The sequence below is a fragment of the Campylobacter sp. CFSAN093227 genome (assembly GCF_012897855.1).
GTDB lineage: Bacteria > Campylobacterota > Campylobacteria > Campylobacterales > Campylobacteraceae > Campylobacter_D > Campylobacter_D jejuni.
The window spans coordinates 392005-416244 of sequence record NZ_CP040610.1; the positions used below are offsets into that span (position 1 = coordinate 392005).

Below are 24240 nucleotides of genomic sequence, written 5' to 3' on the forward strand. Positions count from 1 at the left end.
GTTTAGATATGTTTAAAAAAGTAATTTTATTTTTCTTAATGGGATTTGCCTTGCTTCAGGCCAACTCATTAGACAAATGTGATAATACGGCAGTTGTTTCAAATCTTAAAGAAAAAATTCCTAGTGAAATTTTTAAAAATCTTTATGAATTATCCGGACTTAAAGCCTAAGGGATTGATTATGAAGATTATGCAAAAGACCTCAAAGAAATAGCCAAGCATGATGGAATGGTAAATTACACTGATATGATCGAAATTAATTCCATTTCAAATTTTGATCTTAATTTTGATTCTTGTATGGCTACGATTAATGCTGCATTAAAAGGGGAACAGAGAAAAGGTCTTTGGAGTGTTGTTTATAAGGTTTCTAACATAAATCAAGTGAAAATTACAGATATAACTTATATCAATGGAGATTTCCAATAATATTTTTATTAAAGTAAGTCAATAGAATTAATTTCATGACTTACTAATATTTTATACTCAATTAATTTCAAGTCTTTTTTTGATACAATTTCTTAAAAATTTTTATAAGTAAAAAATTTAAGGAAAATCATGGTTGAAGTAAAAAATCTTACTATGCGTTTTGCAAATCAGCTTTTATTTGAAAATGTTAATTTAAAACTTGTTCGAGGACAAAGATACGGACTTATCGGTGCTAATGGTGCGGGAAAATCGACTTTTTTAAAAATTCTTTCAGGAGAAATTGAGTCAAGTAGTGGTGAAATAGTATTTGATGAAGGTTTAAAAATTGCAGTTTTAGGACAAGATCAATTTGCTTTTGAAAACTACACCATCAAAGATGCAGTGATGTGTGCAAATAAGCGTTTATATGAGGCCTTAAAAGAAAAAGAAAAGCTTTATATGAGCGAGGAATTTACTGATGAGATCAATGAGCGTTTAGGTGAGCTTGAGATAATAACGGCTGAAGAAGATCCAAATTATGATTGTGAAACACGTTGTGAAAAAATTTTAAGTTCTTTAAAGATTAAAGATTTCGATGCTTTAATGAGCACCTTACAAAGTGCGGATAAATTTAAAGTTTTGTTAGCTCAAGTTTTGTTTTTAGGTGCCGATGTGCTTTTTTTAGATGAGCCTACAAATAACCTTGATTTAGAGGCGATTTCTTGGCTTGAAAATGAACTTTTAAGACATGAAGGAACTTTGGTTGTCATCTCTCATGATAGGCATTTTTTAAATAAAATTTGCACAAGAATTTTAGATGTGGATTTTAAACAAATTCGTGATTTTGCGGGAAATTATGATGATTGGTATATGGCTTCAACGCTTTTGGCAAAACAAGCTGAGCTTAAACGCGATAAAACCTTAAAAGAAAGAGAAGAATTAGAAAATTTCATTCGCCGTTTTAGTGCAAATGCTTCTAAGGCAAAACAAGCTACAAGCCGCGCTAAGGCGCTTGAAAAACTAGAGCTTGAAGAGATTAAAATTTCAAGCCGTAGAGATCCTAGTATAGTATTTAGAACCAATCGTGAAATAGGTAATGAAGTTTTAGAAATTAAAGGTATAGGCAAGGCTTATGATAAACAATTGTTTTCAAATTTGGAGCTAAAAATAGAAAAAAATGATAAAATCGCTTTGATTGGGGCAAATGGTGTGGGTAAAAGTACTTTAGCAAAAATCATCGCCCATGCTATAAGTCCAGATAGTGGATCTATACATCTTGGGGCAACTATAGAACTTGGATATTTTCCTCAAGATACAAGTAATTTAATTTGTGAAAATTTGAAACTTTATGAATGGCTGATGAGTGAAAAATTTAAAGATCTAGATGAAATCCGCAAGTGTTTAGGTAGAATGCTTTTTAGTGGCAGCGATCAAGAAAAAATGGCAGCAAGTTTAAGTGGGGGTGAAAAACATCGTTTAATGCTTTCTCGTTTAATGCTAGAGCGTCCGAATTTCTTGCTTTTAGACGAACCTGATAACCATTTAGATCTTGAAAGTATTATTGCATTAGGTGAAGCTTTGTATAATTTCAAAGGTGTAGTGCTTTGTATCAGCCACGATAGGGAGTTAGTTTCTGCTTTTGCTAATAGAATTTGGCATTTAGAAAATGGTAAGCTTACAGATTTTCGTGGAACTTATCAAGAATTTTTAGGAGAAAATGATGGCTAAATTTAGAATTCAATACAGCGCAGGTTTTGGGCATTATACACAAAATCATAAGGGTTTTGGGCCTACGATTTATATAGAAGAAGTCGTAGAGTTTGATAATGGCAAGGATTATTTTGACTATATAGATTTTTATAAAACTTATTCAAAGAGCGATGATACTTATTTTCATATCAGTTTTTTAGAAGATAGACCTCTAAGCGATAAAGAGATCACGATTCGCAATGAATACCGCAAAATGCGTGATGAAAACTGTAAAAAAGCCAAGGAAGAATTTATAGCCAATAATGAGCTTGATGTGGAGCATTTGCCTACTCACCATGATTAAAAAACATTGATTTTTACATAAAAAGGAACGCTTTTTGCTTGTATAGTTTTTGCATATTTTGAAAGGAGAAAACTATGCAGGTAAATTATAGAACGATTAGCTCGTATGAATACGATGCTATTAGTGGTCAGTATAAACAGGTGGATAAACAGATTGAAGATTATTCTTCATCTGGAGATTCTGATTTTATGGATATGTTAAATAAGGCGGATGAGAAGTCAAGCGGAGATGCTTTAAATTCTAGCAGTAGTTTTCAAAGTAATGCGCAAAACTCAAATTCAAATTTAAGTAATTATGCTCAAATGTCAAATGTTTACGCTTATCGTTTTAGACAAAATGAAGGCGAGTTGTCTATGAGAGCTCAAAGTGCTAGCGTTCACAATGATCTTGCGCAACAAGGTGCAAATGAACAAAGTAAGAATAATACTTTGTTAAATGATTTATTGAACGCAATTTAATCAAAAGCTCCATTTTGGAGCTTTTGTATTTACTTGCAAGAATTTATAATTTCTCTATTTCAAAAGGTGCAAAATTTTTACAAAAAATTTCAAATTCTTGCTCCTCTTTTTCATTTAATTTGATATGTAATATAGCTTTGCAATCCTTAAAATCTTTTGTGAAATTAAAAGAATAAGTTTTTAAAAAATGTTCAAAACGATTTAAATTTTTTAAATCAATAGCAATGGTTATATTTTTTTTCAATTCAAATGAAAGTAAAGAAGAATTATTGATCACGGCATTTGCCGCATCGCTATAGGCTTTTACAAGTCCCCCTGTACCAAGTTTTATACCACCAAAATATCTTACAGTGATTAAAGCCGCATTGATAAGATCATAGCCCCTTAGAACATTTAAAGTTGGCATTCCAGAAGTTCCTTTAGGCTCTCCATCATCGCTTTTATCTTCTACAATTTGATTAAAATCATTTAAAACACGATAAGCATAGACAAAATGAACAGCTTTTGGATGTTCTTTTTTTAGCGTTTCTATTAAAAATTTAAAATCTTTAAAAGGGCAAAGAAAAGATAAGAAAATAGATTTTTTAATATCGATTTGTGTTTGAAAAATTTGATCAATAGTTTGCATTTTTGCCTTTTTTGTTTAAAATTATACTTATAAAAACTAAAATCAATTTGATGTTAATTTTTAAGATATTTGATATTTATATGATTTGCATTGATATTTTAAGTTTAATTTTGTAAAATTTTCATTATGGAAAAAATCAAAAATTATAAACTTATCATCATTTTACTTAGTCTTGATTTGTTGGCTTTGCTTTATGGAATTTCAACACTGAGTATTAGTGCTGATGAAGCTGATATTTATTTTGGTGAGCAGGGTAAATCACTTATTTTTTCCCATAGTTTGCTTTATTATATATCTCATTTTGGAACTTTTATTTTTGGGCAAAATGATTTTGGTTTAAGGCTTCCTTTTTTATTTTTTCATTTTTTAAGTTGTTTGCTTTTGTATTTGCTAGCTTTAAAATATACTAAAACTAAAATTGATGCTTTTTTTTCTTTATTGTTATTTGTTTTATTGCCGGGTACTGTTGCAAGTGCTTTACTGGTTAATGCCGCATCTTTGGTGATTTTTTTAACCCTTGCTATATTATGTGCTTACGAATATGAAAAAAAATGGCTTTTTTATATATTATTGATTATAGTATTATTTGTTGATAAATCTTTTAATATTTTATTTTTAACTTTTTTCTTTTTTGGGATTTATAAAAGAAATGCTATTTTATTTACCTTATCTCTTGTTTTGTTTGGAGCGAGTATCAGTTTTTATGGTTTTGATACAGGTGGTCGTCCAAGAGGTTATTTTTTAGATACCTTAGGAATTTTTACTGCATGTTTTTCTCCTTTGGTTTTTGTGTATTTTTTTTATACTATTTATCGTTTGACTTTTCAAAAATATAAAAATTTATTATGGTTTTTAATGAGCGTAACATTTGTATTTTGTTTGTTGCTTTCTTTAAGACAAAAACTTTTTTTAGATGATTTTTTGCCTTTTTGTGTTATTTGCACTCCTTTGCTTATAAAAACTTTAATGCAAAGTTATAGGGTGAGATTACCAGTTTTTCGATTAAGGTATAAAATCTTTATAGAATGTTCTATAATTTTTTTGATATTTTGTTACTTTTTAATCGTCGCTAATCAATTATTGTATTATTTTATAAACAATCCAAATCGTCATTTTGCCAATAATTATCATTTTGCTAAAGAATTGGCACTAGAATTAAAAAAACAAGATGTTTTAGAACTTGCAACAGCCCCAAGTTTGCAAAAAAGATTGCGATTTTATGGAATAAAAAATAGCAATAAGTTTTATTTAAAAGCTTTAAAACAAGGCGATAAGCATGATATGGACAAAAAAATTGTTAAAGTAAAACTTGGAAAATATGAAAAAGTATATCAGATTTTAAACTATGATTAAAGCTTTCAGTTTGTTGGAATTTGTGTTTATAATTCTCATTTTAGGTATAGTTTTTAATTTAGGCAGTCTTTACTTAAAAAAAGACAATCTACTAGAAGGTGCAATACAAATTCTTAATGATATCCAATATACCCAAAGTTTAGCCATGATGCAAGAAGGCATAAGAGTTGATGAGTTGGCTATCGCAAAAAGAGAGTGGTTTAAAAGTAAATGGCAGATTTATTTTATAAAATCAGCTGCCACAGGTTATGATCAAACATATACTATTTTCTTGGATAAAAATGGCGATGGAAATGCTAATTTAGGTAAAACTGAAATCAATATAGATAGAGAAATTGCTGTTGATGTAATCAATCATAACAAATTAATGAATTCAGGTCAAAGTGGAGTTATTAGTAAAGATGATGAAAAAACTACACAAAGATTTAATCTTACAAAAAGATTCGGAATAGAAAAGGTTGAATTCAAAGGATCTTGTTCAGGATTTACTAGATTAGTATTTGATGAAATGGGCAGAGTGTATTCTCCGTTAAAAAATGCCAATTATGCATATGAAAAAACTTTAGCAAAGAATAATTCAGATTGCATTATACGTTTGTTATCAAAAAAGCATGCTCTTTGTATCGTTATAGATACGCTTAGCGGTTATGCTTATATTCCAGATTTTAAAACACTTAAAAGTCAATTTGTTAGTATAAAAAATAAAAATTACGAGTGCTCTAAAATATAGCCCCCATTATACTTATATAAATACTTACACAAATATTTATACTATTTAATCCTTTGTTTAATACACTTTTAAGTTTAATTGGTTATACTTTCATTTCCTTTTTTTGAAAAAAGGACTTAAAATCTTTTAAATTATAAAGTTTCACTAGCTTAGTAGATTTTATAAATTAACTCTTTTGGTTTTTGTCTTATAAACTAAAAGCTTTTTTATAAATCTTGTTTTTTAATTTAAAAACTTTTCTTTTAAAAATGATTTTTTGTTTTGTTCTTTTAACTTAGTATTGTTATTCAAATCTTATTAGTCAATCTTTGAAATCTAAATAAGTGATCGATTGAGCCAGAAAGATTTAGGCATAAGTAATTATGTAAAATCTATTCAATCTAATAATTAAAAAGATTAAAAGTTTTTCTTTTAATCTTTCATAACTTTTTCTTTGAAGAAAAAGATTAAACTATCTATAATTTTTATGGAGAGTTTGATCCTGGCTCAGAGTGAACGCTGGCGGCGTGCCTAATACATGCAAGTCGAACGATGAAGCTTCTAGCTTGCTAGAAGTGGATTAGTGGCGCACGGGTGAGTAAGGTATAGTTAATCTGCCCTACACAAGAGGACAACAGTTGGAAACGACTGCTAATACTCTATACTCCTGCTTAACACAAGTTGAGTAGGGAAAGTTTTTCGGTGTAGGATGAGACTATATAGTATCAGCTAGTTGGTAAGGTAATGGCTTACCAAGGCTATGACGCTTAACTGGTCTGAGAGGATGATCAGTCACACTGGAACTGAGACACGGTCCAGACTCCTACGGGAGGCAGCAGTAGGGAATATTGCGCAATGGGGGAAACCCTGACGCAGCAACGCCGCGTGGAGGATGACACTTTTCGGAGCGTAAACTCCTTTTCTTAGGGAAGAATTCTGACGGTACCTAAGGAATAAGCACCGGCTAACTCCGTGCCAGCAGCCGCGGTAATACGGAGGGTGCAAGCGTTACTCGGAATCACTGGGCGTAAAGGGCGCGTAGGCGGATTATCAAGTCTCTTGTGAAATCTAATGGCTTAACCATTAAACTGCTTGGGAAACTGATAGTCTAGAGTGAGGGAGAGGCAGATGGAATTGGTGGTGTAGGGGTAAAATCCGTAGATATCACCAAGAATACCCATTGCGAAGGCGATCTGCTGGAACTCAACTGACGCTAAGGCGCGAAAGCGTGGGGAGCAAACAGGATTAGATACCCTGGTAGTCCACGCCCTAAACGATGTACACTAGTTGTTGGGGTGCTAGTCATCTCAGTAATGCAGCTAACGCATTAAGTGTACCGCCTGGGGAGTACGGTCGCAAGATTAAAACTCAAAGGAATAGACGGGGACCCGCACAAGCGGTGGAGCATGTGGTTTAATTCGAAGATACGCGAAGAACCTTACCTGGGCTTGATATCCTAAGAACCTTTTAGAGATAAGAGGGTGCTAGCTTGCTAGAACTTAGAGACAGGTGCTGCACGGCTGTCGTCAGCTCGTGTCGTGAGATGTTGGGTTAAGTCCCGCAACGAGCGCAACCCACGTATTTAGTTGCTAACGGTTCGGCCGAGCACTCTAAATAGACTGCCTTCGTAAGGAGGAGGAAGGTGTGGACGACGTCAAGTCATCATGGCCCTTATGCCCAGGGCGACACACGTGCTACAATGGCATATACAATGAGACGCAATACCGCGAGGTGGAGCAAATCTATAAAATATGTCCCAGTTCGGATTGTTCTCTGCAACTCGAGAGCATGAAGCCGGAATCGCTAGTAATCGTAGATCAGCCATGCTACGGTGAATACGTTCCCGGGTCTTGTACTCACCGCCCGTCACACCATGGGAGTTGATTTCACTCGAAGCCGGAATACTAAACTAGTTACCGTCCACAGTGGAATCAGCGACTGGGGTGAAGTCGTAACAAGGTAACCGTAGGAGAACCTGCGGTTGGATCACCTCCTTTCTAGAGTACAAAGTAATAAGTCTCACAACTATTACTTCAATATATAAACTCAATTGATTCTTGTTTAGATTTCAAAGATTGATGATAAAGCTAATTGTTTATGGGGAATTAGCTCAGCTGGGAGAGCGCCTGCTTTGCACGCAGGAGGTCAGCGGTTCGATCCCGCTATTCTCCACCATTTATTAAGGGCCTATAGCTCAGCTGGTTAGAGTGCACCCCTGATAAGGGTGAGGTCACAAGTTCAAGTCTTGTTAGGCCCACCATAAAAAAGATTTGAATAAAGAAGCTTTAAAATCTAAAGCAAGTATATAAAATAGATTAAATATAAAATATAAACTCTATACTTAGATTTATTTTTATCTTTAACTATAAAAGAATATACTTTAATAGATATAAGTAGCATATACATTATGCATTTATATTTATAATGATTATGTTAATATATATACTTCCTTTAGGTTTTAAACCTAAATGTTCTTTTTAATTATCATTGTTAAGAGTCACAAGCAAGTTTTAATAAAAACAATTTTACAGGACTTGTTAAAGGATAAAACCTATTTATCTTTTCTTTAGTTTAACTTAACTTTTAGCTGTCTTCTCTTCTATGAATAAAGAGAATATTAGATTTAAGGATTATAAATTAAAGACAAGTTTCAAACTCACTGCTTAGTTGAGACTAAATCATTTAGTTTTATATTAAGTGTTTGAATGCTTTCCGTCTTAAGATAAAGAAGTCTTATCATAAAAACTTTAACAAGGAAGTGATGCGTTTTAGAATCAATAATAAAAGGTAAAAAAGGTAAGCTACTAAGAGCGAATGGTGGATGCCTTGACTGGTAAAGGCGATGAAGGACGTACTAGACTGCGATAAGCTACGGGGAGCTGTCAAGAAGCTTTGATCCGTAGATTTCCGAATGGGGCAACCCAATGTATAGAGATATACATTACCTATATAGGAGCGAACGAGGGGAATTGAAACATCTTAGTACCCTCAGGAAAAGAAATCAATAGAGATTGCGTCAGTAGCGGCGAGCGAAAGCGCAAGAGGGCAAACCCAGTGCTTGCACTGGGGGTTGTAGGACTGCAATGTGCAAGAGGTAAGTTTAGCAGAACATTCTGGAAAGTATAACCATAGAGGGTGATAGTCCCGTATGCGAAAAACAAACCTTAGCTAGCAGTATCCTGAGTAGGGCGGGACACGAGGAATCCTGTCTGAATCCGGGTCGACCACGATCCAACCCTAAATACTAATACCAGATCGATAGTGCACAAGTACCGTGAGGGAAAGGTGAAAAGAACTGAGGTGATCAGAGTGAAATAGAACCTGAAACCATTTGCTTACAATCATTCAGAGCCTTATGTAGCAATACAGGGTGATGGACTGCCTTTTGCATAATGAGCCTGCGAGTTGTGGTGTCTGGCAAGGTTAAGCAAACGCGAAGCCGTAGCGAAAGCGAGTCTGAATAGGGCGCTTAGTCAGATGCTGCAGACCCGAAACGAAGTGATCTATCCATGAGCAAGTTGAAGCTAGTGTAAGAACTAGTGGAGGACTGAACCCATAGGCGTTGAAAAGCCCCGGGATGACTTGTGGATAGGGGTGAAAGGCCAATCAAACTTCGTGATAGCTGGTTCTCTCCGAAATATATTTAGGTATAGCGTTGTGTCGTAATATAAGGGGGTAGAGCACTGAATGGGCTAGGGCATACACCAATGTACCAAACCCTATCAAACTCCGAATACCTTATATGTAATCACAGCAGTCAGGCGGCGAGTGATAAAATCCGTCGTCAAGAGGGAAACAACCCAGACTACCAGCTAAGGTCCCTAAATCTTACTTAAGTGGAAAACGATGTGAAGTTACTTAAACAACCAGGAGGTTGGCTTAGAAGCAGCCATCCTTTAAAGAAAGCGTAATAGCTCACTGGTCTAGTGATTTTGCGCGGAAAATATAACGGGGCTAAAGTAAGTACCGAAGCTGTAGACTTAGTTTACTAAGTGGTAGGAGAGCGTTCTATTTGCGTCGAAGGTATACCGGTAAGGAGTGCTGGAGCGAATAGAAGTGAGCATGCAGGCATGAGTAGCGATAATTAATGTGAGAATCATTAACGCCGTAAACCCAAGGTTTCCTACGCGATGCTCGTCATCGTAGGGTTAGTCGGGTCCTAAGTCGAGTCCGAAAGGGGTAGACGATGGCAAATTGGTTAATATTCCAATACCAACATTAGTGTGCGATGGAAGGACGCTTAGGGCTAAGGGGGCTAGCGGATGGAAGTGCTAGTCTAAGGTCGTAGGAGGTTATACAGGCAAATCCGTATAACAATACTCCGAGAACTGAAAGGCTTTTTGAAGTCTTCGGATGGATGGAAGAACCCCTGATGCCGTCGAGCCAAGAAAAGTTTCTAAGTTTAGCTAATGTTGCCCGTACCGTAAACCGACACAGGTGGGTGGGATGAGTATTCTAAGGCGCGTGGAAGAACTCTCTTTAAGGAACTCTGCAAAATAGCACCGTATCTTCGGTATAAGGTGTGGTTAGCTTTGTATTAGGATTTACTCCGAAAGCAAGGAAACTTACAACAAAGAGTCCCTCCCGACTGTTTACCAAAAACACAGCACTCTGCTAACTCGTAAGAGGATGTATAGGGTGTGACGCCTGCCCGGTGCTCGAAGGTTAATTGATGGGGTTAGCATTAGCGAAGCTCTTGATCGAAGCCCGAGTAAACGGCGGCCGTAACTATAACGGTCCTAAGGTAGCGAAATTCCTTGTCGGTTAAATACCGACCTGCATGAATGGCGTAACGAGATGGGAGCTGTCTCAAAGAGGGATCCAGTGAAATTGTAGTGGAGGTGAAAATTCCTCCTACCCGCGGCAAGACGGAAAGACCCCGTGGACCTTTACTACAGCTTGACACTGCTACTTGGATAAGAATGTGCAGGATAGGTGGGAGGCTTTGAGTATATGACGCCAGTTGTATATGAGCCATTGTTGAGATACCACTCTTTCTTATTTGGGTAGCTAACCAGCTTGAGTTATCCTCAAGTGGGACAATGTCTGGTGGGTAGTTTGACTGGGGCGGTCGCCTCCCAAATAATAACGGAGGCTTACAAAGGTTGGCTCAGAACGGTTGGAAATCGTTCGTAGAGTATAAAGGTATAAGCCAGCTTAACTGCAAGACATACAAGTCAAGCAGAGACGAAAGTCGGTCTTAGTGATCCGGTGGTTCTGTGTGGAAGGGCCATCGCTCAAAGGATAAAAGGTACCCCGGGGATAACAGGCTGATCTCCCCCAAGAGCTCACATCGACGGGGAGGTTTGGCACCTCGATGTCGGCTCATCGCATCCTGGGGCTGGAGCAGGTCCCAAGGGTATGGCTGTTCGCCATTTAAAGCGGTACGCGAGCTGGGTTCAGAACGTCGTGAGACAGTTCGGTCCCTATCTGCCGTGGGCGTAAGAAGATTGAAGAGATTTGACCCTAGTACGAGAGGACCGGGTTGAACAAACCACTGGTGTAGCTGTTGTTCTGCCAAGAGCATCGCAGCGTAGCTAAGTTTGGAAAGGATAAACGCTGAAAGCATCTAAGCGTGAAGCCAACTCTAAGATGAATCTTCTCTAAGCTCTCTAGAAGACTACTAGTTTGATAGGCTGGGTGTGTAATGGATGAAAGTCCTTTAGCTGACCAGTACTAATAGAGCGTTTGGCTTATCTTTAATAAAGCATCACTTCCTTGTTAAGGTTTTTAAGAAGACTTTGAATATAGATAATATTTAGAGTTTAATAGAAATCTTTCAAGTAGAGTTTGTATTAGAACTTGCTCTTAACATTGTTTTTTAAGTATTCTATATAAAAACTTATCAAAGATAAAAGATAAGAAAAGAAGAAAGAGAATAAAAGATTAAGTTTTATTCTTAAATTCAATTTTTCAAAGAATATTTAAATAACAATGTCCGTGATTATACAGATGTGGAAACGCCTTGCTCCATCCCGAACCAAGAAGCTAAGCACATCGTGGGTGATGATACTACGCCTTACTGGCAGGGGGAAAGTAGCTCATTGCGGACTTGTTAAATGTCTTCATTACTTACTTTATATATAAATCCTATGTTTATTTTTATTGTTGTTTTAGATGGTGCTTAGAATCGTGTTTAAAAAAGAGTTTGTTGCTGATTAGGGTTTTTAGAGAGAATAGGGTGTTTTTAGGGGTTTGGAAAGTTTAATATATTTGTATGGATTGTAAAATAAATTAAATTTTATTCACACATTCTTTAAAGACTTTTCCACGCTCTGCGTAAGAGTTGAACTGATCTAAACTTGCACAAGCAGGACTTAAAAGAGCCACTTCATTGACTCTTAAGTGATTTGAAATTTCATTTACAGCCTTAGATAAAACTTCACATTTATAGGCTTTCAAATTCGCTTTTTTTGCATAATCAAGCATTTTTTCAGTACTAATACCTATAGCATAGAGTTCTATATCAAATCCTTTCATAAAATCAAATAAATTGCTAAGATCTACACCCTTATCATCTCCCCCTATGATAAGATGGATTTTTTTATCTTTATAGCGACTAAGTGCAGCCATTACAGCACTTTCATTTGTAGCTTTAGTGTCATTTACCCAAAGCCTATTTTGACTGTCTTTAAGCTCTTCGAGTTTATTTTTTTCCATTACAAAGCTATTTAAAAGCTCATAGCTTAAAGTATCAAGTAGAATTTTTTCTATAGCTAAAGCCATGATAGCATCGAGTAAAAAAGGACTTTTAAAGGAAATTTTTTCCGTATCAATGCCAAATTTAACAGCTAGATCTTTTTCATCTTCATAGCTTATTTTATGAGCTTTTGTTGGAGTATTTGCATAAATTTTAGGCAGTATTGTTACATCACATTCATTCATTCTTTTTAAAACGCTTAGCTTATCTTGAACATAATTATCAAAACTTCCATGCCAAGAAAGATGATCAGGACTTATAGGTAAAAGTGCATAAATTTCAGGTTTAGCTTTATGAGTGTAGTGTAGGGTAAAAGATGAAGTTTCAAGTATCCAAAGTTTTGCATAAGGATTAAGCTCTGCTAAAGGAGTTCCAACATTTCCACCCATAACAGCACCAATGTGTGATAATAAATGTGTAGCCATTTGTGTGGTGGTGGTTTTGCCATTGGTTCCGCTTATCCAAACGGATTTTGGCATGACATCGTAAAAAAAGTCATATTCGCTTTGTAAATTTTTTGCTTTTTGAATGAGTTTGTGCTTTGGTGGAAAACCTGGACTAGGAATTTCAATATCGCTTAAATTATCATCAAAATCATTAGGATTTAAAAGTAAATTTCCTAGTGTATCTTTTTTTGTTTCTGTAAAATGATCATCATAGATATCAAAAGGCCCAAATTTATCTACCAAATTTTCAGCAATAGCGCGTGTGGTTTTTCCGTATCCAAAAAGTGAAATTTTCATTATCTTAGCTTTATTGATGCAAGTGCAAGTAAATTTGAAAGTAAGGCTATCATCCAAAAACGCACTATAATTTTATTTTCTACCCAGCCAACTTTTTCAAAATGATGATGAATAGGTGCCATTTTAAATACTCTTTTATTAAAAATTTTAAAACTTCCAACTTGTAAAATTACAGAAACAGTTTCAAGAACAAAAACAAAACCTATGAGTAAAAGTAAAATTTCATTTTTGCTAATGATAGCTAAAAATCCTATGAATCCACCTAAAGCTAAACTCCCGCTATCCCCCATAAAAACCTGCGCAGGATAACAGTTGTACCATAAAAATCCCATTAAAGCACCGATTAATGCAGCACAAATAATCACTACTTCACCAAGTCCTTGAATTTTTGGCAAAAGTAGATATTCACTATAATTTAAATTTCCACTCAAATATAAGAATATCCCTAAAGTAGATAAAGAAAAAATGCTTGGAACTGTAGCTAAGCCATCAAGTCCATCGGTTAAATTTACAGCATTAGAGCTAGAAATTAAAACCAAAATCCAAAAAGCAATGGCAAAAATTTCCATATCAAAAAGAGGGTGTTTATAAAAAGGTATAAAAAGTTCCGTGCTAAGCTCTGAACTAAAATATAAAGGTAAGATGCAGATAAGTCCAGCGATGATTTGTGCTAAAAGCTTCATTCTTGGACTAAGTCCTGAATGATTATTTTTTTTTAGAACTTTGCCTAAATCATCTATGAGTCCTATCAAACAAAAAAGTATCAAACAAAGTAAAGCACTTATAGCAAAAATATTATCAAATTTGATACAAAATAAACTTGCGATTACTGCAGAACTAATGAAAATAAGCCCACCCATGGTTGGAGTATGGCATTTGGTTTTATGAGTTTCTGGGGCGTATTCGTAAATAGGTTGACTAGCATTTTTAGCTTTTGCCCAAGTAATAAATTTAGGCATTAAAAATAAAGACAAACATAAAGCGATAAAAAATGCAAATCCTGCACGCACACTAATATAAGTAAAAAAAGCATAATGACTTAAATCTGAAAGATAATACAAAACCTAGCCTTCTTTTTGGTTTTTAAAAGTTTAATTTTAGTAAAATCTAACCAAAAAAATTCTTATAAAAGAGAGAAAAATGAAGCAAAAATGCGTTTTAATTATTACAGATGGAATAGGGTATAATAAGAATAGTAAGTTTAATGCTTTTGAAGCAGCTAAAAAACCAAGTTATGAAAAGCTTTTTAAGGAAGTCCCAAATTCTTTACTAAAAACGAGTGGTTTAGCTGTAGGTTTGCCAGAAGGGCAGATGGGAAATAGTGAAGTAGGGCATATGTGTATAGGAGGTGGGCGTATTATTTATCAAAATTTAGTGCGTACTAATAAAGCCATTGAAAACAAAGAACTTGAAAAAAATGAGAATTTGCAAAAACTTTTAGCAAAATGTAAAAGAGTGCATATTATAGGGCTTTATAGTGATGGCGGGGTGCATTCTATGGATACGCATTTTAAAGCCATGCTTGAAATTTGTGCGAAAAATGGCAATGAAGTTTTTGCTCACGCAATCACTGATGGGCGTGATGCAAGTCCAAAAAGTGGCTTAAATTTCATAAAAGATTTAAAAGAATTTTGTGAAAACTTAGGCGTGCATTTTGCTACGCTTTGTGGGCGTTTTTATGCTATGGATAGAGATAAGCGTTGGGATAGGGTAAAAGAGTATTATGAGTGCTTGTTAGGTAAGGCTTATAAAGTGCCAAATTTATTAGAATACCTACAAAAATCTTACGATGAAAATGTTACTGATGAGTTTATTAAAGCAGCTCAAAATGAGAATTACAAGGGCATGAGAGAAGAAGATGGCATTATCTTTATCAATTTTAGAAATGATAGAATGAAACAACTTGTTGAAGTGTTAAATTCTAAGGATTTTAAAGAGTTTGAACGCGAAAAAATCTTTGAAAATTTACTTACTATGAGTGTTTATGATGATAAATTTAAACTCCCTGTGCTTTTTGAAAAAGAAAAAATTGAAAATACTTTAGCGCAAGTGATTTCTAAAGCAGGGCTTAGTCAGCTTCATACCGCAGAAACCGAAAAATACGCCCATGTAACTTTCTTTTTTAATGGCGGAAAAGAAGAGCTTTTAGAAAATGAAACAAGGGTTTTAATCCCAAGCCCCAAGGTAAAAACTTATGATGAAAAACCCCAAATGAGTGCTTTTGAAGTGTGTGATGCAGTGAAAAAAGGCATAGAAAAGGGTGAGGATTTTATAGTGGTAAATTTTGCAAATGGAGATATGGTTGGACATACAGGTAATTTTAATGCTGCTATAAAGGCTGTCGAAGCGGTGGATACTTGTTTAGGCGAGATTATAGAATGTGCAAAAAAGCATGATTATGCTTTTATCATTACAAGTGATCATGGAAATTGCGAGGCTATGCAAGATGAAAAAGGAAATTTGCTTACCAATCACACCACTTTTGATGTTTTTGTTTTTGTGCAAGCAAAGGGAGTTTCAAAGATTAAAGATAATATGGGGCTTAGTAATATCGCTGCAAGCGTGCTTAAAATTTTAGACTTAGAAATTCCAAAAGAAATGAATGAGGCTTTATTTTAGTTTGTTTGCCTTTTTTATAAGAAATTTGTTAAGATTGCAATTTTTAAAATTAAACTTATTAAGGATAGATAATGAAATTTAGTGGAAAAAATGCTTTAATTACTGGAGCAAGTAAGGGAATAGGTGCTTCTATCGCAAAAACTTTGGCGGGTTTTGGACTTAAAGTTTGGATTAATTATCGTTCAAAACCTGAACTTGCAGATGCTTTAAAAGATGCAATTATTGCAAGTGGTGGCGTTGCTGCTGTGATTAAATTTGATGCAAGCAAAGAAGATGAGTTTGAAAATGGTGTAAAAACCATAGTGGAGAGCGATGGAGAGTTAAGTTATCTTGTAAATAACGCAGGCGTTACAAATGATAAACTTGCTTTAAGAATGAAATTAGAGGACTTTAGTGGCGTTGTGGATACAAATTTAAGCTCAGCTTTTTTAGGTTGTAGAGAAGCTTTAAAAACCATGAGTAAAAAACGCTTTGGTGCTGTTGTGAATATCGCTTCTATTGTCGGAGAAATGGGTAATGCTGGACAAGTAAATTATTCTGCTAGTAAAGGTGGAATGATAGCTATGACTAAATCTTTTGCTAAAGAAGGAGCAAGTAGAAATTTACGCTTTAACTGCGTAACTCCAGGTTTCATAAAAAGCGATATGACTGAAGTTTTAAGCGATGAAATCAAACAAACCTATCAAGATAATATCCCTTTAAAACGCTTTGCAGAACCTGAAGAAGTGGCTAATTGTGTAGCATTTTTACTTAGTGATTATGCCTCTTATGTGACAGGCGATGTGCTTAAGATCAATGGTGGTTTATATATGTAAGGAAAAATGATGGATTTAAAAGAAATAGCACAATTTTTAGATGATAATGCACCGGCATTTTTAGCCACTTTAGGAACTTGTGGAAATCCTAGAGTGCGTCCTATACAAAGTCCATTGCTTATGGGAGATAAAATTTATTTTTGCACAGCAAATACAAAAGGACTTTTTAAGCATATAAAAAATTATAATGGTATTGAATTTTGTTCTTGTGCAAAAGATGGGACTTTTTTAAGACTTAGGGCTAATGCGGTTTTTGAACCAAATTTAGAAGTTAAAAAAATGATGTTTGAAAAATATCCTTATCTTGTAAATCTTTATGAAACTCCGCAAAATCCAAAATTTGAAGTTTTCTATCTTGATCATTTAAGTGCTAGAATGCAATTTATAAATGGAGAATTTAAGCTTTTTAAGGCTTAATGATTTGATAATTTTATTAACTATATATTAATTAAGATAAATATTATCTTAATTAATATTAACTTTTTGTTATTTTTTTAAGGTATAATCATTCCGTTTAATTTGCAAGGAATAGATTATGATATATTGCAAAATTTTTTTAATATTTATTTTATTATATTCATCTATCTTCTTTGATTACTTATCTTATGCTTTTTTATATTTACTAAATTATAAATTTGTTTTTAATCCATTTTATATTGAAAGGAGAGTTTGTTTTTGGATTTTTGGCATGCGGTTATGTAAGATTGACTTACATTAAAAATTATTATTAATTTTTTTAAATAAGGAGAATGATATGGGTGAATTTTCTAGAAGAGATTTTATAAAAACAGCCTGTATTAGTGTAGGAGCTTTAGTTGCAAGTTCAAGTGGAGTTTATGCTTTAGATGATTCATCTAAGATGGATAAAGATACAAATTTACCTTCTTGCGATGTTTTGGTAATTGGATCAGGTGGAGCAGGTTTGCGTGCTGCAGCCGCAGTGAGAAAAGAAAATCCAAAATTAAGCGTTGTAGTAGCTACAAAGATGATGCCATCGCGTAACGCAACTTGTATGGCAGAGGGTGGAATTAATGGAGTTACTGATTTTTCTAATGGAGATTCCTATAAATTACATGCTTATGATACTATTAAAGGCGGAGCTTATTTGGTAGATCAAGAGGCGGCTTTAAAATTTTGCGAATTAGCTGGAAAGGCTATTTTTAATATGGATTTTATAGGAACCTTGTTTTCAAGAAATGAGCAAGGTGGAGTAGCTCAGCGTTTAATGGGAGGAGCTTCCAAGAAACGCTGTAACTATTCTGCAGATAAAACAGGTCATATTTTAATGCATTCTTGTTTAGATGATGCTATTAGTAGTGGTGTGAAATTTTTAATGGATCATGAACTTTTGGATATAGGTGTTGTGGATGGAAAATGCGAGGGTGTCGTTTTAAGAGATATACAAAGCGGTGGAATTTATCCTGTGTTATGCAAAGCTTTGGTGATTGCTACAGGGGGATACACAAGGATATTTTATAATAGAACTTCAACTCCTTTTATTGCCACAGGAGATGGTGTGGCAGCTGCTCTTAGAGCAGGACTTGGTTTTGAAGATCCTGAGATGATACAATTTCACCCAACAGGAGTTGCAAATGGTGGAACTCTTATTACAGAAGCGGCGCGCGGTGAAGGGGGATATCTTTTAAATAATCGTGGTGAGCGTTTTATGAAAAATTACCATGAAAAAATGGAGCTTGCACCGCGAGATGTGGTTGCGCGTGCTATAGAAACAGAAATTCGTGAAGGTAGAGGTTATGGCGAGGGACTTGGAGCTTATGTTTTGTGCGATGTACGCCACTTAGGAAAAGAAAAAATTTTAAAAGATTTACCAAAAATTCGTCACACTGCAATGCTTTTTGAAAATATTGATTTAGTAGATACTCCTGTACCTATCCGTCCAACGGCACATTATTCTATGGGTGGAATTGAAGTGGCTAAATTTGAAGATATGAGTACTAAAATTGCTGGAATTTATGTAGGTGGAGAAGCTTCTTGCATTTCTATACATGGAGCTAATAGACTAGGGGGAAATTCTTTAGCCGATGCAGTTGTAACAGGGCATTTAGCAGGCATTGGTGCGACAAATTATGCTAAAGATGCAAGTTTTGAAAAAGGGGCAAAAACTCATGAACTTGCTCAAAAATGGCAGGTTAGATTTAAAGAAATTACAAATAATGGCGGAAATGGTCAAGAAATGTATGAATTGCGAGAAGAGCTAGGAAGTCAAAATTGGGATAATATGGGGATTTTTAGAACTCAAGAAAAACTCGATCTTCTAGCAAAAAAATTAGAAGATATACAAGCAAGATATGAAAAAATTCGTATTCCAAATCCTAATGAAGTGATGAATACTGCTTTTACAGATTATGTAGAGCTTGGTAATTTGATTTTACTTTCTCGCTGTGCTTGTTTAGCAGCTAGAAATAGACTTGAAAGCCGTGGGGCTCATACTAGAGAAGATTATCCAAAGCGAGATGATAAAAATTTCTTAAAACATAGCATTGTAAATTTAGAAAATGATGAATTAAAACTTAGTTATAAAGATGTCGTGGTAACTGAGTTTTCACTTGATGGAAGGAGAGTACAATGAAAATTATCATAGATCGTTTTAATGGCAAGGAAAAATATGAACAAAGTTATGATATTGATGATAAGGATATACAAGGAAAAACTCTGCTCTCTCTTTTGCTTTTTATCAAAAAAACAAAAGATATTACTTTAAATTTTACCGCCTCTTGTCAATCTGCAATTTGTGGGGCTTGTGCAGTTCGTGTGAATGGGCATTCTTATCTTGCTTGTGATACTAAAATGCAAGATTTATTAAAAGAATATGATAATCCTTCAAGTATACGCATTTCTCCGCTTGGAAATTTTAGAGTAATTTCTGATTTAATTGTGGATTGGGAGCCTTCTATAGAAAATTTAAGAAAAATTCGTCCTGCCATGGTGGCAAAAAATGAATTTTCAGCGGAAAAGGGCTGTAAACAAAGTCAAGAAGAATTTGATCGTATTAGCAAGCAATGGGATTGTATTTTATGTGGTAGCTGTGCCTCAGAGTGTAATAAATTAGAAGCAGATAGTAGCGATTATATGCAACCTTTTGTTTTTACTCATGCTTGGCGTGCAGCGGCAGACTCTCGAGGTAAGGATCCTATGTTGCATGTAAAACCCAGCGTAATGAATGGACTTTGGCTTTGTGTTCATTGTCAAGAGTGCGCTGATCGTTGTCCAAAGGGTATAAGTTCAGTAAGTGATATAGCAAATTTAAGAGTGATGGCGATTAAAAAAGGTTTAAATGAAGGCTTAGGGCCTGATCATGCTGAAGCTTTTTATAAAGATTTAGTTGAAGGTTCAGGACGCTTGAATGAAATTTATCTTGCTTTGCGTTCTGAGGGTGTTATAGGTTCTATGGGTAAAACAGATATAGCTTTTAAACTTATGCGTGCAGGAAAAATGAATCCTATGCATGTTTTTGGCGAGGATGAAATAGAAGGTCATAAAGATTTGGTTAAAATGATAAAGGCGGCACAAGAAGCTGCTGTTAAGGAGTAAAATATGCAAAAAGAATACGCTTTTTTTCCAGGTTGTGTTTTATCTCAAGCTGCAAAAGAATCTAAAATTTCACTTGAAGCTATTGCACCTATTTTGGGTTGGAAGTTGAATGAAATTAAGGGGTGGAGTTGTTGTGGGGCTTCTCAAGCGCAGTGTGTTGATCCTATTGCGACTTTGGTAGCTAATGCAAGAAATATTGCTTTAGCAGAAGAGATGAAAATGCCAATGCTTACAACTTGTAGTACTTGTATGCTAACTTTAACTAAAGCAAAAAATACTCTTGATAAGGGTGCAAAAGAACGCATCAATATTTTTTTAGCACAAGGTGGAATGAAATATCAAGGTTCAACGCCTATTACAAGTCTTTTGTGGGAGCTTTATGAGGATTTGGATAATTTAAAAAGCAAGGTGAAAAAGCCGCTTTCAAATTTAAAAGTAGCTTTATTTTATGGTTGCCATAGTTTAAGACCTGAAGATGCTTTCGGTAAAAAAGAAAGTTCAACCAATCCAAAAAGTTTTGAAAGTGTAGTAGAAGTTTTAGGGGCTAAAATAGTTCCTTTTGAAAAACGCCTTGATTGTTGTGGTTTTCATGCTTCTTATCCTGCAGAAAAATCTGTGAAAAAAATGTCTAGTCAAATTGTCAATAATGCAAGTGAAAATCAAGCTGATTGTGTTGTAACACCTTGTCCACTTTGTCAAATGCAGCTTGATATCTATCAAGAAAGATTTCAAGATTATACTAATTCTAAAGCAAGATTGCCTATTATTCATTTATCACAATTAGTAGGACTTGCATTAGGACTTTCTAAAGAAATGGTTGGTTTAGATTATAATATTATTGATGCAAGTAAAATTGCATAAAAACATGGGCAAAAAGCCCATGTTTAAAGATTTAATTCCATTCTTAAAGAATGCTCCCAAAAAGCCACTTCTAAGCGTGTTACAGTATGAAAAATTTCGCTGAGTTTTTGGAATTTTTGTGCACCAACACTTGAAGTATAAGAATTAACAAAATCTTCAAATTCTTTAGCTTCATTTTGAAAATTTTCACTTCCATAGGTCAAAATCCATTCCTTGTAAGGATGATCTTTTAAATTTTCATTTTTTAAACGATTTATAATTTCAGCACCTATTTTTGCATAGCCTATAGCGCAAGCACTAAGAGCAACTAACATATCTAAAAAATCTCCATTTTCACCTACGCTTAACATATAACGCGAATAGGCTATATTGACTAAACTTTCATCTTTTATATCGAGTTCATCTGCATTAATGCCAAGAGATAAAATTGCACGATGAAGTTCCATTTCTCCTTCAACTATATAATTTTGAAATTTCATAGCAAAACGAAGTTCTTTTGCAGTATTTGAGTTAAGTGCTAATCTTGCATAACATTTTGCGTAATTAAGCAAATAAATATAATCTTGCTTGAGATAAAAAAGAAAATTTTCTTGCTTTAGGCTTTTATCTTCCAATTTTTTAACAAAATCATGATGTAGATAAGCATTCCAAATTTTTTGATTTTCTTTGATTAAATTAGAGAAAAGCATCATTTTTCCTTTATGTTTTAATATTTTATTTTCAAGTATAATGAAAAACTATAAATATTTTAAGCTTTTTATAGTAAAATACGCTTTATTTTAATTTTTTGAAGGAGAACAAATGGCAACATTTGATGATGTAAAAGCAGTAGTAGTAGAGCAATTAAGTATTGATGCAGATGCAGTTAAAATGGAATCAAAAATTATTGAAGATTTAGGTGCTGATTCTTTAGATGTTGTAGAGCTTATTATGGCTTTAGAAGAAAAATTTGAAGTAGAAATTCCAGATAGTGATGCTGAAAAATTAATTAAAATTGAAGATGTTGTAAATTATATTGACAATCTAAAAAAATAATTTTTTTTCTTGCAAGGAGCTTATTCTTGAAAAGAGTTGTAGTTACAGGTATTGGTATGATCAATGCCCTTGGTTTAGATAAAGAAAGTTCATTTAAAGCAATTTGCAATGGAGAAAGCGGAGTAAATAAAATTACTCTTTTTGATGCTACGGACTTTCCTGTTCAAATTGCAGCTGAAGTTAAAAATTTTGATCCATTAGAGGTTGTTGATGGCAAAGAAGTAAAAAAAATTGACCGTTTCATACAACTTGGAATTAAAGCAGCAAGAGAAGCAATACAGGATGCTGGATTTAGTGAAGAATTAGATAAAGAAGAATTTGGCATTGTTTCGGCTTCTGGTATTGGAGGTTTGCCTAACATAGAAAAAAATTCCATTATTTGTTCCGAGCGAGGTCCGCGTAAAATTTCCCCTTTTTTCATACCTTCGGCACTTGTAAATATGTTAGGAGGTTTGATTTCTATAGAGCATGGACTTAAAGGGCCAAATATTTCTTGTGTTACAGCTTGTGCAGCAGGAACTCATGCTATAGGAGAAGCTTATAAAAGTATAGCTTTGGGAAATGCTAAAAAGATGTTAGTCGTAGGTGCAGAAGCTGCGATTTGTCCTGTGGGTATAGGTGGTTTTGCTTCAATGAAAGCTTTATCAACTAGAAATGAAGATCCACAGCATGCTTCAAGACCATTTGACAAAGAAAGAGATGGTTTTGTCATGGGAGAAGGTGCTGGAGCTTTAGTTTTTGAGGAATATGAAGAGGCTAAAAAACGCGGTGCTACGATTTATGCTGAATTAATTGGATTTGGAGAAAGTGCAGATGCGCATCATATTACTTCACCAACTTTAGATGGGCCTTTAAGAGCTATGAAAAAAGCTTTAAATATGGCAGGGAATCCAAAGGTAGATTATATCAATGCACATGGAACTTCAACCCCTGTAAATGACAAAAATGAAACAGCAGCAATTAAAGAGCTTTTTGGCAATAATATCCCGCTTATAAGTTCCACCAAAGGACAAACAGGTCATTGCTTGGGTGCTGCAGGTGCAATTGAAGCAGTTGTTAGTGTTATGGCTTTAAGAGATGGGGTAGTTCCACCTACAATCAATCAGCTTGTAAAAGATGATGAATGTGATCTTGATTATATTCCAAATATATCAAGAAAAGTAGATTTAAAAGTGGTGATGAGTAATTCTTTTGGTTTTGGTGGCACAAATGGCTGTGTTGTATTTAAAAAAGTAGATTAATATGGCTTCTTATTTAGATTTTGAAAAAAATATTCAGCAAATTGACGAGGACATTATCAATGCTCAGATTAAAGGAGATACTGAAGCTGTATCAATTTTAAAGAAAAATCTTGAGAAAGAAATTTCTAAAACTTATAAGAATTTAAGTGATTTTCAGCGTTTGCAATTAGCGCGTCATCCAGATCGCCCTTATGCTCTTGACTATATTGAACTTATTTTAAATGACGCTCACGAAATACATGGTGATCGTGCCTTTAGAGATGATCCTGCTATTGTTTGTTTTATGGGTTATTTAGGAGAGAAAAAAATAATTGTAATTGGTGAGCAAAAAGGACGTGGAACAAAAGATAAAATCGCTAGAAATTTTGGGATGCCACATCCTGAAGGATATCGCAAAGCCTTAAGAGTAGCAAGACTTGCAGAGAAATTTCAAATTCCTATTTTATTTTTGATAGATACTCCAGGTGCTTATCCTGGAATAGGTGCTGAAGAAAGAGGACAAAGTGAAGCTATCGCTAGAAATTTATATGAATTAAGTGATTTGAAAATACCGACCATTGCTATAGTTATCGGAGAAGGCGGTAGTGGCGGGGCGTTAGCTATAGGGGTTGCAGATAAACTTGCAATGATGAAAAATTCTGTTTTTTCAGTAATTTCTCCTGAAGGTTGTGCTGCAATACTTTGGAATGATCCTGCAAAAAGTGAAGCTGCAACCAAGGCTATGAAGGTAACGGCTGATGATTTAAAATCTCAAGGTTTAATTGATGATGTTATAGATGAGCCTACAAATGGTGCACATCGCAATAAAGAGGCTACAGCAGTAGCTATTGCTGATTATGTAAAAAAATCTCTAAATGAACTTGAAAATATTGATGTACGAGAACTTTCTGCAAATCGTATGCAGAAAATTTTAAAGCTTGGAGCCTATCAAGAGGCTTAGGCTTTTACTTCGCTTTTTTAAATAATTTTATTATTTATAATTGTTATCAAAATTAAGTTAATTAAAAGTATTCTTTTTTTATACTTCAAAAATGATTTTAAATATCAAAATAATTATTTTTAAAGGAAT

The 24240-nt window shown here is 34.4% G+C and carries 21 protein-coding genes, 2 tRNA genes and 3 rRNA genes; 22 read left to right on the forward strand and 4 right to left on the reverse strand.

Annotated features, from left to right (window positions below; all coding sequences use genetic code 11):
* Nucleotides 1-8: 8 nt before the first annotated feature.
* The 5 genes from FBF06_RS02065 to FBF06_RS02085 all read left to right on the forward strand — a co-directional run bounded on the left by FBF06_RS02065 (nt 9) and on the right by FBF06_RS02085 (nt 2915).
* Complete coding sequence (locus tag FBF06_RS02065) at nt 9-170, forward strand: hypothetical protein (protein WP_002902074.1); 162 nt, start codon at nt 9-11, stop codon at nt 168-170.
* A 57-nt stretch (nt 171-227) separates the two neighbouring features.
* Nucleotides 228-425, forward strand: coding sequence for a hypothetical protein (locus FBF06_RS02070; RefSeq protein ID WP_002889042.1), 198 nt, complete (start codon nt 228-230; stop codon nt 423-425).
* A gap of 129 nt (nt 426-554) precedes the next feature.
* A complete protein-coding gene (locus tag FBF06_RS02075) occupies nt 555-2132 on the forward strand; it encodes an ABC-F family ATP-binding cassette domain-containing protein (RefSeq protein WP_002873477.1) in 1578 nt (525 codons plus the stop codon).
* A complete protein-coding gene (locus tag FBF06_RS02080) occupies nt 2122-2457 on the forward strand; it encodes a hypothetical protein (RefSeq protein ID WP_002859498.1) in 336 nt (111 codons plus the stop codon). Before FBF06_RS02075 ends, FBF06_RS02080 begins: the two co-directional genes overlap by 11 nt.
* Nucleotides 2458-2531: 74 nt before the next feature.
* Nucleotides 2532-2915: a hypothetical protein gene (locus tag FBF06_RS02085; protein ID WP_038816747.1), complete on the forward strand. Its 384-nt coding sequence runs from the start codon at nt 2532-2534 to the stop codon at nt 2913-2915.
* A gap of 43 nt (nt 2916-2958) precedes the next feature.
* On the opposite strand, the gene FBF06_RS02090 is transcribed toward FBF06_RS02085, so the two are convergent.
* The gene (locus tag FBF06_RS02090; protein WP_052796113.1) at nt 2959-3543 is read right to left on the reverse strand and encodes a YigZ family protein; all 585 of its coding nucleotides are present in this window, start codon (nt 3541-3543) and stop codon (nt 2959-2961) included.
* Between the two features lie 126 nt (nt 3544-3669).
* On the opposite strand from FBF06_RS02090, the gene FBF06_RS02095 reads away from it, so the two are divergent.
* The 7 genes from FBF06_RS02095 (at nt 3670) to rrf (ending at nt 11658) form a co-directional block, all read left to right on the forward strand.
* Complete coding sequence (locus tag FBF06_RS02095; RefSeq protein WP_052796112.1) at nt 3670-4896, forward strand: hypothetical protein; 1227 nt, start codon at nt 3670-3672, stop codon at nt 4894-4896.
* Nucleotides 4889-5626: a hypothetical protein gene (locus tag FBF06_RS02100; protein ID WP_002872783.1), complete on the forward strand. Its 738-nt coding sequence runs from the start codon at nt 4889-4891 to the stop codon at nt 5624-5626. The genes FBF06_RS02095 and FBF06_RS02100 overlap by 8 nt, the downstream gene beginning before the upstream one ends.
* A 463-nt stretch (nt 5627-6089) precedes the next feature.
* A 16S ribosomal RNA gene (locus FBF06_RS02105) occupies nt 6090-7602 on the forward strand.
* 102 nt (nt 7603-7704) lie between these two features.
* Nucleotides 7705-7780, forward strand: a tRNA-Ala gene (locus tag FBF06_RS02110).
* Between the two features lie 8 nt (nt 7781-7788).
* Nucleotides 7789-7865 (forward strand) — tRNA-Ile (locus FBF06_RS02115).
* Between the two features lie 534 nt (nt 7866-8399).
* Nucleotides 8400-11306, forward strand: a 23S ribosomal RNA gene (locus tag FBF06_RS02120).
* Nucleotides 11307-11541: 235 nt separating this feature from the next.
* Nucleotides 11542-11658, forward strand: a 5S ribosomal RNA gene (rrf, locus tag FBF06_RS02125).
* Together the 16S, 23S and 5S rRNA genes with 2 tRNA genes alongside form the textbook arrangement of a ribosomal RNA operon.
* Nucleotides 11659-11839: 181 nt before the next feature.
* Here the strand turns inward: rrf and murD are convergent.
* Both murD and mraY read right to left on the reverse strand, forming a co-directional pair.
* A complete protein-coding gene (gene murD / locus FBF06_RS02130) occupies nt 11840-13048 on the reverse strand; it encodes a UDP-N-acetylmuramoyl-L-alanine--D-glutamate ligase (RefSeq protein ID WP_052795892.1) in 1209 nt (402 codons plus the stop codon).
* Nucleotides 13048-14109 carry a phospho-N-acetylmuramoyl-pentapeptide-transferase gene (gene mraY / locus FBF06_RS02135; RefSeq protein WP_032581231.1) on the reverse strand — a complete coding sequence of 354 codons (1062 nt, stop codon included), beginning with the start codon at nt 14107-14109 and terminating at the stop codon, nt 13048-13050. Before mraY ends, murD begins: the two co-directional genes overlap by 1 nt.
* Nucleotides 14110-14188: 79 nt before the next feature.
* Here mraY and gpmI point away from each other — a divergent pair, with 79 nt between their 5' ends.
* The 7 genes from gpmI to sdhE all read left to right on the forward strand — a co-directional run bounded on the left by gpmI (nt 14189) and on the right by sdhE (nt 20895).
* Nucleotides 14189-15667 (forward strand): 2,3-bisphosphoglycerate-independent phosphoglycerate mutase, encoded by a 1479-nt coding sequence (gpmI, locus tag FBF06_RS02140; protein ID WP_032581229.1) that lies wholly within the window; start codon nt 14189-14191, stop codon nt 15665-15667.
* Complete coding sequence (locus tag FBF06_RS10085; RefSeq protein ID WP_002869268.1) at nt 15651-15749, forward strand: hypothetical protein; 99 nt, start codon at nt 15651-15653, stop codon at nt 15747-15749. The genes gpmI and FBF06_RS10085 overlap by 17 nt, the downstream gene beginning before the upstream one ends.
* The gene (gene fabG / locus FBF06_RS02145; protein ID WP_168977511.1) at nt 15739-16482 is read left to right on the forward strand and encodes a 3-oxoacyl-ACP reductase FabG; all 744 of its coding nucleotides are present in this window, start codon (nt 15739-15741) and stop codon (nt 16480-16482) included. The genes FBF06_RS10085 and fabG overlap by 11 nt, the downstream gene beginning before the upstream one ends.
* Before the next feature lie 6 nt (nt 16483-16488).
* On the forward strand, nt 16489-16899 hold the full coding sequence (locus FBF06_RS02150; RefSeq protein WP_168977512.1) for a pyridoxamine 5'-phosphate oxidase family protein: 411 nt from the start codon (nt 16489-16491) through the stop codon (nt 16897-16899).
* 337 nt (nt 16900-17236) lie between these two features.
* A complete protein-coding gene (gene sdhA, locus FBF06_RS02155; RefSeq protein WP_168977513.1) occupies nt 17237-19072 on the forward strand; it encodes an 8-methylmenaquinol:fumarate reductase flavoprotein subunit in 1836 nt (611 codons plus the stop codon).
* Complete coding sequence (gene sdhB / locus FBF06_RS02160; protein WP_002854950.1) at nt 19069-20034, forward strand: 8-methylmenaquinol:fumarate reductase iron-sulfur subunit; 966 nt, start codon at nt 19069-19071, stop codon at nt 20032-20034. The genes sdhA and sdhB overlap by 4 nt, the downstream gene beginning before the upstream one ends.
* A gap of 3 nt (nt 20035-20037) precedes the next feature.
* Complete coding sequence (gene sdhE, locus FBF06_RS02165; protein WP_002855106.1) at nt 20038-20895, forward strand: 8-methylmenaquinol:fumarate reductase membrane anchor subunit; 858 nt, start codon at nt 20038-20040, stop codon at nt 20893-20895.
* Nucleotides 20896-20918: 23 nt separating this feature from the next.
* Here the strand turns inward: sdhE and tenA are convergent, their stop codons facing one another.
* The gene (gene tenA, locus FBF06_RS02170; RefSeq protein WP_002864183.1) at nt 20919-21587 is read right to left on the reverse strand and encodes a thiaminase II; all 669 of its coding nucleotides are present in this window, start codon (nt 21585-21587) and stop codon (nt 20919-20921) included.
* Nucleotides 21588-21696: 109 nt separating this feature from the next.
* Between tenA and acpP the strand changes: the two genes are divergently transcribed.
* The 3 genes from acpP to FBF06_RS02185 are packed head-to-tail and all read left to right on the forward strand — an operon-like array spanning nt 21697 to nt 24111.
* On the forward strand, nt 21697-21930 hold the full coding sequence (acpP, locus tag FBF06_RS02175) for an acyl carrier protein (protein ID WP_002854831.1): 234 nt from the start codon (nt 21697-21699) through the stop codon (nt 21928-21930).
* Between the two features lie 26 nt (nt 21931-21956).
* On the forward strand, nt 21957-23171 hold the full coding sequence (locus FBF06_RS02180) for a beta-ketoacyl-ACP synthase II (protein WP_038816771.1): 1215 nt from the start codon (nt 21957-21959) through the stop codon (nt 23169-23171).
* A gap of 1 nt (nt 23172) precedes the next feature.
* Nucleotides 23173-24111 carry an acetyl-CoA carboxylase carboxyltransferase subunit alpha gene (locus FBF06_RS02185; protein ID WP_002859886.1) on the forward strand — a complete coding sequence of 313 codons (939 nt, stop codon included), beginning with the start codon at nt 23173-23175 and terminating at the stop codon, nt 24109-24111.
* The last annotated feature ends 129 nt before the right edge of the window (nt 24112-24240 follow it).